This is a genomic window from Synechococcus sp. BMK-MC-1, assembly GCF_014279955.1.
Lineage (GTDB): Bacteria > Cyanobacteriota > Cyanobacteriia > PCC-6307 > Cyanobiaceae > Synechococcus_C.
Genome location: NZ_CP047939.1, coordinates 801,130 through 815,480, shown reverse-complemented (window position 1 = coordinate 815,480; position 14,351 = coordinate 801,130). Strand labels below are relative to the sequence as shown.

14 protein-coding genes are annotated in these 14,351 nt (G+C 61.4%); 10 read left to right on the top strand and 4 right to left on the bottom strand.

Annotated elements, in window-relative coordinates:
- The first annotated feature begins 255 nt into the window (after nt 1-255).
- Nucleotides 256-1,260, top strand: a complete 1,005-nt coding sequence (gap, locus tag SynBMKMC1_RS04360; protein ID WP_186472829.1) for a type I glyceraldehyde-3-phosphate dehydrogenase — start codon at nt 256-258, stop codon at nt 1,258-1,260.
- 84 nt (nt 1,261-1,344) lie between these two features.
- On the opposite strand, the gene psbA is transcribed toward gap, so the two are convergent.
- Nucleotides 1,345-2,421, bottom strand: a complete 1,077-nt coding sequence (psbA, locus tag SynBMKMC1_RS04355) for a photosystem II q(b) protein (protein ID WP_186472828.1) — start codon at nt 2,419-2,421, stop codon at nt 1,345-1,347.
- 164 nt (nt 2,422-2,585) lie between these two features.
- Nucleotides 2,586-3,944: a YcjF family protein gene (locus tag SynBMKMC1_RS04350; RefSeq protein WP_186472827.1), complete on the bottom strand. Its 1,359-nt coding sequence runs from the start codon at nt 3,942-3,944 to the stop codon at nt 2,586-2,588.
- 153 nt (nt 3,945-4,097) lie between these two features.
- Between SynBMKMC1_RS04350 and SynBMKMC1_RS04345 the strand changes: the two genes are divergently transcribed.
- From SynBMKMC1_RS04345 to SynBMKMC1_RS04330, 4 genes are all read left to right on the top strand, one after another.
- Nucleotides 4,098-5,003, top strand: a complete 906-nt coding sequence (locus tag SynBMKMC1_RS04345) for a cation diffusion facilitator family transporter (RefSeq protein WP_011932691.1) — start codon at nt 4,098-4,100, stop codon at nt 5,001-5,003.
- Nucleotides 5,004-5,107: 104 nt separating this feature from the next.
- On the top strand, nt 5,108-5,641 hold the full coding sequence (locus SynBMKMC1_RS04340) for a hypothetical protein (protein WP_186472826.1): 534 nt from the start codon (nt 5,108-5,110) through the stop codon (nt 5,639-5,641).
- 3 nt (nt 5,642-5,644) lie between these two features.
- Entirely contained in the window at nt 5,645-6,658 is a 1,014-nt protein-coding gene (trpS, locus tag SynBMKMC1_RS04335; RefSeq protein WP_011932689.1) for a tryptophan--tRNA ligase, read from the top strand.
- A 343-nt stretch (nt 6,659-7,001) separates the two neighbouring features.
- Complete coding sequence (locus SynBMKMC1_RS04330) at nt 7,002-7,598, top strand: glycoside hydrolase family 104 protein (RefSeq protein ID WP_255486371.1); 597 nt, start codon at nt 7,002-7,004, stop codon at nt 7,596-7,598.
- 6 nt (nt 7,599-7,604) lie between these two features.
- Here SynBMKMC1_RS04330 and SynBMKMC1_RS04325 read toward each other — a convergent pair whose 3' ends face one another.
- Nucleotides 7,605-8,000: a DUF2752 domain-containing protein gene (locus tag SynBMKMC1_RS04325; protein ID WP_186472825.1), complete on the bottom strand. Its 396-nt coding sequence runs from the start codon at nt 7,998-8,000 to the stop codon at nt 7,605-7,607.
- On the bottom strand, nt 7,997-8,314 hold the full coding sequence (locus tag SynBMKMC1_RS04320) for a DUF2605 domain-containing protein (RefSeq protein WP_011932686.1): 318 nt from the start codon (nt 8,312-8,314) through the stop codon (nt 7,997-7,999). The genes SynBMKMC1_RS04325 and SynBMKMC1_RS04320 overlap by 4 nt, the downstream gene beginning before the upstream one ends.
- Nucleotides 8,315-8,342: 28 nt before the next feature.
- Here SynBMKMC1_RS04320 and thrS point away from each other — a divergent pair, with 28 nt between their 5' ends.
- The 5 genes from thrS (at nt 8,343) to SynBMKMC1_RS04295 (ending at nt 14,350) form a co-directional block, all read left to right on the top strand.
- Entirely contained in the window at nt 8,343-10,175 is a 1,833-nt protein-coding gene (gene thrS / locus SynBMKMC1_RS04315; protein ID WP_186472824.1) for a threonine--tRNA ligase, read from the top strand.
- Nucleotides 10,175-10,594: a DUF1824 family protein gene (locus tag SynBMKMC1_RS04310; RefSeq protein ID WP_186472823.1), complete on the top strand. Its 420-nt coding sequence runs from the start codon at nt 10,175-10,177 to the stop codon at nt 10,592-10,594. The genes thrS and SynBMKMC1_RS04310 overlap by 1 nt, the downstream gene beginning before the upstream one ends.
- Before the next feature lie 89 nt (nt 10,595-10,683).
- Complete coding sequence (locus tag SynBMKMC1_RS04305; RefSeq protein ID WP_186473319.1) at nt 10,684-11,760, top strand: glucokinase; 1,077 nt, start codon at nt 10,684-10,686, stop codon at nt 11,758-11,760.
- A gap of 14 nt (nt 11,761-11,774) precedes the next feature.
- A complete protein-coding gene (gene thrB / locus SynBMKMC1_RS04300) occupies nt 11,775-12,722 on the top strand; it encodes a homoserine kinase (protein WP_011932682.1) in 948 nt (315 codons plus the stop codon).
- Nucleotides 12,723-12,778: 56 nt separating this feature from the next.
- Nucleotides 12,779-14,350: an NAD(P)H-quinone oxidoreductase subunit 4 gene (locus SynBMKMC1_RS04295; RefSeq protein ID WP_186472822.1), complete on the top strand. Its 1,572-nt coding sequence runs from the start codon at nt 12,779-12,781 to the stop codon at nt 14,348-14,350.
- Nucleotide 14,351: the final 1 nt, after the last annotated feature.

Here is a 14,351-nt window from a genome sequence, read left to right as displayed (position 1 = left end):
GAAAGCGTCAGGGAAAACCCTTCGGCGGTAAAGAAAGTCGGTAGTCCGACCCCAACAATGTAAAGGAACTTTGCGGCTTGACAACCCGATGCGGAAGCCGAACGCCACGAGCATCAGCAATGGGATGGATAAGGCCCACTGATGAATGGCGCGGATCGCCTCCCCTGAAGCGACCTGTGCTGATCTGCGCAAGGGCAGCGTTCAAGTGAGCGTGAGCTCCCTATAAGCCAGGAAGGATCTGCTTTCCTGCGCGCCATGACCATCCGCATCGGTATTAACGGTTTCGGCCGCATTGGTCGGCTCGCCTTTCGTCAGGCCATGGCCTGCCCGGATGTGGAGGTTGTGGGCGTCAATGACCTGATCGCTGTCGACTACCTGGCCTATCTGCTGCGTTACGACTCCACCCATCGGCAATTTCAAGGTGAGATCCGCGTCGAGGACGGGGCGCTTGTGGTGAATGGCCAACGGATCCGGATCACCGCTGAAAGAGATCCGAGTCAGCTCCGCTGGAACGAGATCGGCGCGGATTATGTGCTCGAGAGCACAGGCTTCTTTCTCACTGGCCCACTGGCACAGGCTCACCTGGATGCCGGCGCCAAGCGCGTGGTGATGAGTGCCCCCTCCAAAGACGACACGCCGATGTTTGTGATGGGTGTGAACCACACCAGCTACGCAGGGCAGTCGATTGTGTCCAATGCCAGCTGCACGACCAATTGCTTGGCCCCTCTGGCCAAGGTGGTGCACGACAACTTCGGAATCGTCAGCGGTCTGATGACCACGGTGCATGCCACCACAGCAACACAGAAACCAGTGGACAGTCCTTCGCTCAAAGACTGGCGTGGTGGACGGGGAGCGGGGCAGAGCATCATTCCCAGCTCCACGGGAGCCGCCAAAGCGGTGGGACGCGTGATCCCTGAACTGAATGGAAAGCTCACCGGCATGGCCTTCCGAGTTCCGACTCCGGATGTATCCGTGGTCGATCTCACAGTGAATCTGGACCGACCGACCAGCTACGAAAACCTGAAGCAGACGATCAAACAAGCCTCACAGAATGGTCTTTCGGGCATCCTCGGCTATACCGAAGATCCGATCGTCTCCAACGATCTGCTGGGCGAAAGCTGCACGTCGGTGTTCGATGCGGGAGCGGGAATGGCGCTGAATGACCGCTTCATGAAACTGGTGGCCTGGTACGACAACGAGTGGGCCTACAGCTGCAAATGCATCGATCTGATCAGACACATGGCTGCGCACGAATGTTGAATTCTTGAATGCAATAAAAAGCCCCCACCGATTGGTGAGGGCTTTCCGATTCAACTGACGCTGAATCTTTTGGAGACTTCAGCCTCAGCCGATGGCGGGTGCTTGCAGAGCCACAGGAGTGGACTCAGTCGCAGCCAGGTCGAGGGGGAAGTTGTGAGCGTTGCGCTCGTGCATCACTTCCATGCCGAGATTGGCGCGGTTCAGCACATCAGCCCAGGTGTTCAGGACGCGGCCCTGCGCATCCAGAACCGACTGGTTGAAGTTGAAACCATTCAGGTTGAACGCCATGGTGCTGATGCCCATGGAGGTGAACCAGATGCCGACCACAGGCCAGGCAGCCAGGAAGAAGTGCAGGCTGCGGCTGTTGTTGAAGGAGGCGTATTGGAAGATCAGGCGACCGAAGTAACCGTGGGCAGCCACGATGTTGTAGGTCTCTTCCTCTTGGCCGAACTTGTATCCGTAGTTCTGCGATTCAGCCTCGGTGGTTTCACGCACCAGGGAGGAAGTCACCAGGGAGCCGTGCATGGCGGAGAACAGGGAGCCACCGAACACACCAGCCACACCAAGCATGTGGAAGGGGTGCATCAGGATGTTGTGCTCTGCCTGGAACACCAGCATGAAGTTGAAGGTGCCGGAGATGCCGAGGGGCATGCCGTCAGAGAAAGAACCCTGACCAAAGGGGTACACCAGGAACACAGCGAAGGCAGCCGAAAGCGGAGCGCTGTAGGCAACGCAGATCCAGGGGCGCATGCCGAGGCGGTAGGAGAGTTCCCACTGGCGCCCCATGTAGGCGGAAATACCGATCAGGAAGTGGAAGACAACCAGCTGGTAAGGACCGCCGTTGTACAGCCATTCATCGAGGGAAGCAGCTTCCCAGATGGGATAGAAGTGAAGGCCGATGGCGTTCGAGGAGGGCACAACAGCACCGGAGATGATGTTGTTGCCGTAGATCAGAGAGCCAGCGACGGGCTCACGAATGCCGTCGATATCGACGGCGGGCGCTGCGATGAAAGCAACGATGAAGCAGGTGGTAGCAGCGAGCAGACAGGGAATCATCAGCACACCGAACCAACCCACATAAATGCGGTTATTGGTGTCGGTGACCCACTGACAAAAGCGTTCCCAGCCGCCGATGCGACCGCTACGAATTGCGGTAGCCATAAAACAAATGAGTACGGTTTGGAATCCGAACGTTCAGAGAAAGCCTGGATTCGCCATTCAGACTATGGAGTTGCTGATCAGGAAACACGACATCACATGATTCGAGTCATCTCTAAGCATTGATTCATAACAGCTTCATGAAAACGTCATGAAGTTGTTTGAACTCACGTGGTGATCCAATCGCTCCGTGTTCGGATCCAATCACGCGCCTGCTGGGCGAAACCAGAAAGATCAAGTCGTTCACGCTCTGCCGCACGGGCCACCAGCAACGGCGCTTGACGCTTGAGCTCCTCAAGATCAGGCTCAGCAACACCGGCATTCAGAGCCATCCAGTCGGCCATCGACGCTCCCACCACACGGGTGAGGTAGGCCGCACTCAACGCTTGAACTGCGCCAGCTGCCAGCCAGCTCGCCCCATCAAGCTTGGCCAGTCCAAGCAGTGCCTGGCCGCTCCACTCCACAACCCCCTGGGCCAACGCGGCGCTACCGAGCTGACGAACCACCGCTTGCAGCACGTCCTGACTCCAGGGACAACTCCAGATTTTGGCCATTTCTTTGACCATCAAGCCGTTGCCAACCGCGACCGCCAAAAGATCGACACTGGGCACCGGTGACGCAGCCACCACACCGGCCACAATCCACTGGCTGCGCTGAAGCAAAGCCCGAAACCGTTCGCGACGGAACCCTTCCAGCTCGGCCTGCCAATGGCGATGCAGATCACGCAGCAGCCTCTGGCGTGTGCTCTGCCGAACCCGTTGCGGATCATCAAGCTGACGTCGCACAGGCTGAAGCACAGGTCGCAAGGTTGCGGCGGCTCCTTCCCAGGGGAGAAGCCGCGAATGCCAGCGCTCTGGAAGCTGACAGATCAAGGCCTGAATCTGCTCGGGAGTGGATGACTCCGCCGCGAGCAGCAACCAAACAGGACGATCAACAGGCAGCTGCTCGAGCCAGAGCAGATCAGCCGCCCGCAAGGGGATGGGCAATACGTGCAGGAGAACATCGAGTCGCTGCAGATCGTCTGGCCAGCTCCAGGTCGTGCCGACAACGGGGAGAGGCCGTCCGATACAGAGATCAAGGTTGCGCACCCCCGCCAGCGCGGACTGCAATTGCTCAGTCGACGGCAAGGGTGTGCCATCCGTGGCCACCACCCCAAGACTGAGCGGATCATCGAAAGCCAGCCTCTTTTGCAGCTCCGCTGCTCTGGCAGCGCGCAGTTCAGGCAGCCCAAGCACCGTTTCGAGTTCGGCGAACTGGCCCAGCACCTGTTCGCAGCGTTGAACCCAGGCCTTCAGCGATTCAGGTTCTTTGAAGGCCGGGGCCTTCGGCGGACGGGACAGCCACCAAAGGCCTGCACCAGCAGCGACGACGCCCATCCCCCCGCCAGGAATGTGTGCCACATCCGTGAGCAGCCAGTGCCCTGCGCTGAGAACGCCGGCGGAGAGAGCCAGACGCCCCGCAAGGCGAGGGGAGAGAGACCAACCGGAGCCAACCAGGTTGCGGATCGATTGAACCGGAAACTGCACATCGGGTCCACGGACCCGGCTTTCCTAGCTCACTCTGCTGCCTTCGGCACACCTTGATGACCAGCCTGCAATCGTGCAGCAGGCAATCCGACCCTCCGTTGCGGCCAGAACGGGCACCACTCCATATGGTGAAAGTGCAAGACATTGCTGTCGATGGCCAGCGACCGCCGAGATGAGGTGAAGCGGGTGCTGATGGTGGCCTTGTCCATCAACCTCTGCATGACCGCCCTGAAACTTGTGGTGGGGTTGATCAGCGGATCTCTGGCCGTGATCGCCGATGCCATGCACAGCGCCACGGATGCGCTGTCCAGCCTTTTGGCCCTGATCACCAACAGCTTGTCTGATCCGAGACCGGACCGGGATCATCCCTACGGACACGATAAATACGAAGGAATCGGCGCCCTGGCGATTGCTGGTTTCATCTTCTTCACGGCGATCGAAATCCTGATCACCGCTGGCCAGCGCATCCTGGAGGGTTTACCCCGGTTGAAGATCGAAGGCTCAGAGCTGCTGTTGCTGCTCCTGGTGCTCGTTCTCAATGTGGTTCTGGCCCGCTACGAACGCCGGCAAGGTCGCAAGCTCAACAGTCAGCTGCTGCTGGCTGATGCCAATCACACCACCAGCGACATCTGGACCACCGTGATCGTGCTGGTTGGGCTCACTGGCGCTTGGATCTTCCAAGTGAATTGGCTGGATCTGGCCCTGGCCATGCCCCTGGCCATCATCCTGATCCGTGTGTGCTGGCATGTTCTGCGGGACAACCTGCCCTGGCTGGTCGATCACATCGCCATTGCCCCCGAAGCCATCCATGCTCAGGCCATGGATGTTCCGGGAGTGCTGAACTGCCATGACATTGCGAGCCGGGGAGTCCTGGGTCAGCGGGTCTTCATCGACATGCACATGGTGGTGGATGTGGATGACCTGGCCGCAGCCCATCGCATCACCGAACAGGTTGAGGAGCGGCTGGAGACCCGCTTTGGACCGGTGCGCTGCACCATCCACCTGGAGCCGCGCGATTACGCCGAACAGCAGATCACCTTTCGGGGAACCCACGGTTGAGCGAAAGCTTGAGCCAAGGGTTGAAACAGCTGAGGAAGCTCCCCACCAAACTCGCGGGTTTGCGGTGATGCGTCACACTTGCGCCTGACTCCAGGCCCCAGGCCATGACTGATTCCTACAGCGATTCCCGCCAACAGGGCGGACCAGGTGAAGGCGGCCGCGAGGGCGGTCGTGGCGCCCGAGGTGGCCGTGGCCCCGGTAACCGAGAGGGTGGCGGCTTCAGGATCAGGTTGAGCGACAACGAGATGCGCTCCGCTCGGGCGCTCCAAGAAGCCCTCAATCTGCGCTCCACCGTGGCTGTGCTCGGCTTTGCCGTCCGCACCCTTGGGCAAATGCTCGAGGATGGAATGCTTGACGAGCTGGTCGCCCAGCAACGCGCCCAGGGCAACCGCGGCGGCGGTCGCCGGGATGATGATCGCGGCGGTCGTCGTGGCGAGAGCCGCGGCGAAGGAGGACGCAGCTCCAGGCCTGACCCCTTCGCACGACCCGCCAAGCCCCAGCCACCTGCGCCGGAACCCGAGCCCACGCCCGAAACCAGTGCAGACGCTGATGTTGAGCCGGCGTCTGCGGAACCGGCAGCAGCAGAGAGCGAACAAGCTGCGGCTGAAGCGGCCCCAACCAGCGATCCCGGAGCCTGATCGATGGGCCGGCCACGCGTTCTTTCTGGCGTCCAGCCAACCGGGGCCCTGCACCTAGGGAACTGGCTCGGAGCAATCCGAAACTGGGTGGATCTGCAGCATGACCACGACACGTTTTTCTGTGTGGTGGATCTGCACGCGGTAACCGTGCCCCACGATCCGCAGCGCCTCGCGGAGGACACCCTCACAACGGCGGCTCTTTACCTGGCCTGCGGGCTCGATCCTGAACTCTGCACAATCTTTGTGCAGAGCCAGGTCTCGGCCCACAGCGAACTGTGCTGGCTGCTGAACTGCGTCACCCCCCTCAACTGGCTGGAACGCATGATCCAGTTCAAAGAGAAGGCCGTGAAACAGGGTGACAACGTGTCCGTGGGCCTCCTGGATTACCCAGTGCTCATGGCTGCTGACATCCTTCTGTATGACGCGGACCTCGTCCCCGTCGGAGAGGACCAGAAACAGCATCTCGAGCTCGCCCGTGACATCGCCCAGCAGCGCATCAATGCCCGGTTCGGGAGCGAGGATGCCCCGATCCTGAAGGTTCCCAAACCGTTGATCCTCAAGGATGGTGCTCGGGTGATGAGCCTCACCGACGGTCGCAGCAAGATGAGCAAGAGCGACCCAAACGAGGGAAGCCGCATCACCCTGCTCGACCCTCCGGAACTGATCACTAAAAAGATCAAACGGGCCAAGACTGACCCAGAACGCGGTCTCGAGTTCGGCAACCCTGAGCGGCCGGAGACAGACAATCTCCTTGGTCTTTATGCGCTGCTGAGCGGCAAGGGACGTGAAGCCGCGGCCACGGAGTGCGCAGCGATGGGTTGGGGTCAATTCAAACCCCTGCTTGCGGAGGCCACCGTGGCAGCCCTCGAGCCGATCCAGAAGCGCTATCAAGACCTGATGGCAGATCGGGGTCAGCTCCTCGCGGTTTTGGAAACCGGCCGAGAGCGGGCCAGCGCCGTTGCTGATGCCAGCGCGCAAAGAGTTCGCGCCGCCCTGGGCTTTCTCACGGCGAGCTGATCAATGATGAAGCAATTAAAAAGCTTCCCTAATGATTAGAGCTTCCTGAGAGCCTCGGAACACGCCAGCGCCCTCGCCACAGGGGCTTGCCAGTGCGCAACAGGAGTCTCACGGGTCTCGCGGCAATCTTTGCCTGAGTCTTTGTGCCTAGGCACACACCGCTCACGTCGTCAAGAGGGGGGAGGTTCCCCTCGTCAGAGCCCCGTCCCATTGACGAGGGTGACGCTTCGAAACGTTTTGGAGTGTTGCCCACTTGCTTCGTCAAACCGTCACGCTGATTCACGCGCTCAAGCCCTCCAGAGCCAGGGTTCTTGGCTTGGGAACCCTGAGCGTGGGTCTGGTGATGACGCTGGGGACGAGCATCCAGGCTGAACGCGCCGCGACGCGGGTGGATCAGGCCCAAGTCGTGGCCGAGGCGCTTCGCAGCCAAGATCGGAGCGAGCGCTCAAAGGATCTCAAAGCCACTCCGTACACCATCACTCCCGAGCGCAGGGCCCTTCTCAACACCATCCGCTACGCCGAAGGAACCTGGAAGGACGGCCATGACCTTGGCTATCGCACCCTCTACGGAGGCGGGCTTTTTCAGGATCTATCCCGTCATCCCGAACGGGTGGTGGTGAAGCGCTACACCAGCGCGGCCGCAGGCGCTTATCAGTTCCTGCCCAGCACCTGGCAAGAAACGGCCCGAAGCCTCAACCTTCCCAGCTTCGCTCCCAACCATCAAGACCAGGCGGCTCTGCACTTGGTGAACAAGCGCGGCGCCCTGCAGGAGGTTGACCGCCATGGCTTGACCCGAACCGCCATGAACCGTCTGGCACCGGAGTGGGCCTCCTTTCCCACCCATGCAGGGCTCAGTGCCTATGGCCAACCGGTGAAGAGCCACGCTGAACTCCTAGCCTTCTACGAAAGCAATCTGCTCGAGCTGCGCCAGGGCACCTGACGCCGATCAAGCCGGCAGGGGAACATCCAAAACAAACCAGAGCGTCAGACGCAGGACCCAGTACAAACCGAGTCCTGCCCCGATCGCGAGGAGCATGCGCCAGCCCGAGCTCTGCAGTTTTGGCAGTTCCCTGCCCAGAACCCCCTGCCGCAATCCGAACCAGCCAAGGCCCAGCACCAGCGGCGGGCCGAAAAGATGAAGTTCCAGAGCTTCACCGAGGTCACCGTGCAGCGTCGCCAGAGCTGAACGGGTGAGAAAACAAGTGGGACAGGGAATCCCCGTGAGCGTTCGCAAAGGGCACCCTGGCAACAGCAGAGGCACGCCCCGGGCACGCAGCGCAAGGGCTGCAAGCACCCCCAAGCTGATCCAACCGCTGCGTCGATGGCCTGAAGCACGGCTCATCGCGAGGCCCTGCTCACCTGAGCGGCCAGAGCCCAAACCTCCATCACCAGCTGGTGCCAGGGCGCCATGGCCTCCATCGACACGGCCATCGCCTCAGGACTGGCATTGACGAGCGCGCGTGTTGCCTCGATCGCACGGAGGCCCTCCGTCAGCCGAGCCGCCATGGCCTCACGAGCGGCCCCATCCATCACGACGTCGGGGCAGACCTCAAGCAACTCCTCTCCGCGACGGAACCAGTGATTGAAATCCTTCAGCAATGAATCCAGCAGGGTCTCCAGCAGGGCATCAGCTTCAGGGTCCCGGTCCGGTTTCATCCAGGGTTTTGGGCAGCACCCCCATAGGATGGCGAATCACGATCAGCAGACGGTGAGCAGCGCGGCAGCAACGACTTCAGCCTCCCCCAGCCCAGTGGTGCTGCCCAAAACCAGCGAAAACGAGCAACTGCTCAGGATCCGCCACTCCATGAGCCATGTGATGGCCATGGCGGTGCAACAGCTCTTCCCCAACGCTCGCGTCACCATCGGCCCCTGGACAGAATCCGGGTTCTATTACGACTTCGACAATCCGGAGCCTTTTACCGAGGCGGATCTGAAGGCCATCAAAAAAGGGATGATCAAGATCATCAACAAAAAGCTGCCTCTGGAACGGGTCGAGGTGAGCCGTAGCGAAGCCGAGGAAAAAATCAAAGCCCAGAACGAGCCCTACAAGCTCGAGATCCTTGAAGGCCTCCAGGAGCCCATCACCCTCTACACCCTCGGAGAGGACTGGTGGGACCTCTGCGCCGGCCCCCACGTGGAGCACACCGGCCAGCTCAACGCCAAGGCTTTTGAGCTGGAGAGCGTGGCGGGGGCCTACTGGCGCGGTGATGAAACCAAAGCCCAGTTGCAGCGGATCTACGGCACGGCTTGGGAAACCGCCGAGCAACTGGCCGAGCACAAACGCCGCAAGGAAGAGGCCCTGCGCAGGGATCATCGCCGCATCGGCAAAGACCTTGATCTGTTCTCGATCGAGGATGAAGCCGGCGCCGGCCTGGTGTTTTGGCACCCTCGCGGCGCCCGCATGCGTCTGTTGATCGAGGAGTTCTGGCGCCAGGCCCACTTCGAAGGGGGCTACGAGCTGCTCTACACGCCCCACGTGGCCGATATCAGCCTCTGGAAGACCTCCGGCCACCTCGATTTCTACGCCGAGAGCATGTTCGGCCCGATGGAGGTGGACGAGCGGGAGTACCAGCTCAAGCCGATGAACTGCCCGTTCCACGTGCTCACCTACGCCAGCAAGCTGCGCAGCTACCGGGAACTGCCGATCCGTTGGGCCGAACTGGGAACCGTGTACCGCTACGAGCGGCCGGGTGTGATGCACGGCCTGATGCGTGTGCGCGGCTTCACCCAAGACGACGCCCACGTGTTCTGCCTGCCCGAGCAGATCAGCGACGAGATCCTGAAAATTCTCGATCTCACCGAGAGGATCCTCTCCACCTTCGATTTCAACACCTACGAGATCAACCTCTCCACCCGCCCGGAGAAGTCCATCGGCGATGACGCCGTCTGGGACCTGGCCACCAAAGGCCTGATCGAAGCGCTGGAACGCAAGGGCTGGGCTTACAAGATCGATGAAGGTGGCGGTGCTTTCTACGGCCCCAAGATCGACCTCAAGATTGAAGACGCCATCGGCCGGATGTGGCAATGCTCCACCATCCAGCTCGATTTCAACCTGCCGGAGCGGTTCAAGCTCGACTACATCGCGGCTGATGGCAGCAAGCAGCGCCCGATCATGATCCACCGGGCCATCTTCGGCTCGCTGGAACGGTTCTTCGGGATCATGACCGAGAACTACGCCGGCGATTACCCCCTCTGGCTGGCCCCGGAGCAGGTGCGACTTCTGCCGGTCACCGATGAGGTACAGCCCTACGCCGAAAGCCTGCTCGACCAGCTCACCCAGGCGGGCGTGCGGGCCACCATCGATCGCAGCGGCGACCGGCTCGGCAAGTTGATCCGCACCGGGGAGCAGATGAAGATCCCCGTGTTGGCGGTGATCGGTGCCAAGGAAGCCGAGCAGAACGCCGTGAGTCTGCGCAGCCGCAGGGATGGTGATCTTGGTGTGGTCGCTGTGGCCGATCTGCTCCGCGCCGCTCAAAACGCCAACAGCCAACGTGCCGCAGGACTGGAGCTGAACTGATGGGCGATTCTCCGATCTCCTCCCTCTCCGATCTGGCCCGCCTGCGCGGTGCTCCGGAGCTCAGCGAAGACGCGTCCGCCCACCTGCGGTCCGAGCTGCGTGAGGCCATGGCCAATGCCACCTGGTTCACCGTCGGCGTGATGGCCCCCTCTGCCAAACAAGCCCTCGCGGCCCTCAGGGCGCTGGAAACAAGCCAGGGATGGGATCCCATGGACGTTGTCGACGGCACCGACGAAGACGGTCCTGTCTTCCTCAAAGCGAACCAACAAGGTGGATCGGTCCGCATCCGCATTGAACACGGCCTCGGCCAGGGAATCCTGATCACTGGGCATGGTGAGGACGAGAGCCAGCCCAGCACCACCTGGGGACCGCTTCCCCTGGACTTCTTCCCTGCAGCTGGCAGCGAAGCACAGCGGTAACGACTGCAACCCGCCGGGAATGTCGCCTGGATTGCTTGCCTTTCGACAGCTCGATCTCCACCCTTGGGATCGATGCCAGACCCCATCCCATGGCAGCCAATACATTTTTGGCCGGTGATCTCGGAGGCACCAAGACCCTTCTGGCCCTTTACAGCGAATCCGAGGAGGGGCTGAACAAGATTCACTCCCATCGCTACGTCTCGGCGGAGTGGAGCGACCTGGAGTCGATGCTTGGCGATTTCCTCAAGACGTTGCCTCAAGGTCTCTCCAAACCGGAAACCAGCTGCATCGCCGTGGCCGGACCGGTGCAGAACGGCACGGCAAAGCTCACGAACCTCCCCTGGAGCATGAGTGAGGCCTCGCTGTGCAAAGCCACAGGGCTGCAACGCCTGGAGCTGGTCAATGACTTTGCTGTGCTCATCCATGGCCTGCCCCACTTCAGTGCGTCACAGCAGATGGTGCTGCAGACCGGAAGCGGCCGAGACGCGCCAGCAGCAGCCGGCCAAGACGGCGGGGCCGTCGCCATTCTCGGTGCAGGCACTGGCCTGGGAATGGCCCGCGGCCTTCCGGCAGCCAGAGGCTGGCAGGCCTTGCCCAGCGAGGGAGGTCACCGCGAATTCGCAGCGCGAACCGAAGACGAATGGCACCTGGCCCAGTGGATGCGCAGCACTCTCGATCTCGATCGGCTGTCCATCGAACGGGTGGTCAGCGGCACGGGACTTGGCCACGTGATGTGTTGGCTGCTCTCCGCGCAGGAGCACACCGATCACCCCTTGCAAGGCAAGGCGAAAGCCTGGGCGACGCTGCCAGCAGAGCACCCGGATCATGAAGACCTGCCGGCCCACACCAGTCGGGCCGCCGCATCAGGGGATCCTCTGGCCCAGGCCGCGATGACGCTATGGCTGGGAGCGTATGGCTCTGCCGCAGGGGATCTGGCCCTTCAGGAGCTCTGCACTGGTGGACTCTGGATCGGCGGTGGCACAGCGGAGAAGGTCATCGATGGCCTGCGCTCCTCGCAGTTTCTCGAGCCTCTGCGCCGCAAAGGACGCTTCAGGCCTCTGATCGAGAGTCTCACCATCCGGGCGGTGACTGATCAGGAAGCGGGATTGTTCAGTGCGGCCTGCAGAGCGCGTGATCTGGCGGAGTCGGGTGGGACACTGGCCTGAGCAGAGCATCAGCGATGGCGCAGCCACGCATAGGCCAGACCGTTGTGGTGGATGTTCCAGCCACCACAGCCAATATCGGACCAGGCTTCGACTGTCTCGGTGCAGCCCTCGACCTGAACAACCGCTTCACCATGCGGCGCATCGAGGGGGATGGTGAACGCTTCGAACTGATCATCGAAGGGCAAGAGGGCTCCCATCTCCGTGGCGGCGCCGAAAACCTGGTCTACCGCGCCGCACAGCGCGTCTGGAAAGCAGCTGGAGAGGAGCCTGTTGCGCTCGAAGCCAGGGTGCGGCTGGCGGTTCCGCCAGCCCGTGGCCTCGGGAGCAGTGCCACAGCCATCGTTGCCGGGCTGGTGGGAGCCAATGCCTTGGTCGGAGAACCGCTGAGCAAAGAGAAATTGCTGGAATTGGCCATCGACATTGAGGGGCATCCCGACAATGTGGTGCCATCCCTGCTCGGGGGCCTTTGCATGACCGCCAAGGCGGCATCACAGCGCTGGCGGGTGGTGCGTTGCGAATGGATGCACAGCGTCAAGGCTGTGGTGGCGATCCCTGCCATCCGCTTGAGCACCAGTGAAGCCCGGAGGGCCATGCCGAAAACGGTCCCAGTGGGCGATGCGGTGGTGAATCTTGGTGCGCTCACCCTGCTCCTTCAGGGCCTGCGCACAGGCAATGGCGATCTGATCGCCGATGGCATGCATGATCGGCTGCATGAGCCCTACCGCTGGCGCTTGATCAAAGGCGGGCAGGAGGTGCGCCAGGCCGCCCTCGAGGCCGGGGCCTGGGGTTGTGCCATCAGTGGAGCAGGACCCAGCATCCTGGCGCTTTGCTCAGAAGACAAGGGCCCCGGCATCAGCCAGGCCATGGTCCGAGCCTGGGAGTCGGTGGGCGTCGCCAGCCGCGCTCCCCTGCTGAACCTGCAGACCACCGGAAGCCACTGGCAACCCTGGGATGCTGGGTAGTTGTACTCAACAGCACCCTTGGAACTGATAAGTTCAGTCTCAATGTTGTGGACGCTATGGACGCCAATCTGCCTCTGACGGCTGCGTCCGACACAGCCTTCCCCTGGTTGTCCCTGATCGTGTTGCTGCCAGCAGCGGCGGCCTTGATCATGCCGTTGTTGCCGGGCGACGACCAATCTCCTTCACCGGTGCCACGCAACCTGGCCATCGGGGTCTTGCTTGTTGACCTCGTGCTGATGCTGGTTGTGTTCAGCCAGCAGTTTGATCCGCTCAGCAGCGAGCTCCAACTGGTGGAAAGGGTCAGCTGGCTTCCGTCCATCGGCCTGGAATGGTCCCTCGCGGCCGACGGACTCTCTGCTCCGCTTGTGGTTCTCAGTGGACTGGTCACCTTGCTCTCGGTGGCAGCCAGCTGGAATGTCACCCATAAATCACGTCTTTACTTCGGCCTGCTCCTGGTTCAGGCCTCGGCTCAGGGCCTGGTGTTTCTGTCCCAGGATTTCCTGCTCTTCTTCCTGGCCTGGGAGCTGGAGCTGGTCCCGGTTTACCTGCTGATTGCCATCTGGGGTGGGCAGAACCGTCAGTACGCCGCGACCAAGTTCATCCTTTACACCGCACTGGCGTCGTTGCTGATCCTGATCAGCGGGCTGGCACTGGCCCTCTCAGGAGACAGCTTCACCCTCAATCTCAACGAGCTCGCACAGCGCTCACCGGGCGGAAGTTTTGGCTTGCTTTGCTACCTCGGATTCCTCGTGGGGTTCGGGGTCAAGCTGCCGATGTTCCCGCTTCATACCTGGCTTCCGGATGCCCACGGCGAAGCCAATGCTCCGGTGTCCATGCTCCTTGCCGGCGTTCTCCTCAAGATGGGTGGTTACGCCTTGCTCCGGTTCAACGTTCAGATGCTTCCGGATGCCCACCTCGTGATGGCTCCGGCTCTGATCGTCCTCGGCATCGTCAACATTGTGTACGGCGCTCTCAATGCCTTCGCGCAGGACAACGTGAAGCGCAGAATCGCCTGCAGCTCGGTGAGCCACATGGGGTTTGTGCTGCTGGGCATCGGTGCCGTCGATGCCCTCAGCATCAGTGGCGCCATGCTGCAGATGATCAGCCATGGCCTGATTGCCGCGGCCATGTTCTTCGTCACCGGCTGCTTTTACGAGCGCACCAAAACCCTCTCCATTCCGAATATGGGCGGCTTGGCCAAGGTGCTACCGATCACGTTTGCCTTCTTCCTCGCCAGCTCCCTGGCATCCCTCGCCCTGCCGGGCATGAGTGGATTCATCAGTGAAATCACCGTGTTTCTTGGCATCACCAGCCAGGAGAGTTTCACCACACTCTTCAGAGTCACCACGATCGTGCTTGCAGCCATCGGTCTGGTTCTCACGCCGATCTACCTCCTGTCGATGTGCCGTCGGGTGTTTTTCGGTCCACGGATTCCAGCCCTCGCTTTTGTTGAGGACATGCGTCCTCGCGAGCTGGTGATTGGTCTCACCCTGCTGGTGCCAACGCTGGTGATTGGGATCTGGCCCCGGATCGCGATGGATCTGTATGAAGCATCCACCGATGCACTCGCCGTGGATCTGGCCAAACACACCGTGGTCGCCATGCGCGCCCTCCTCCCCACAGGCTGAT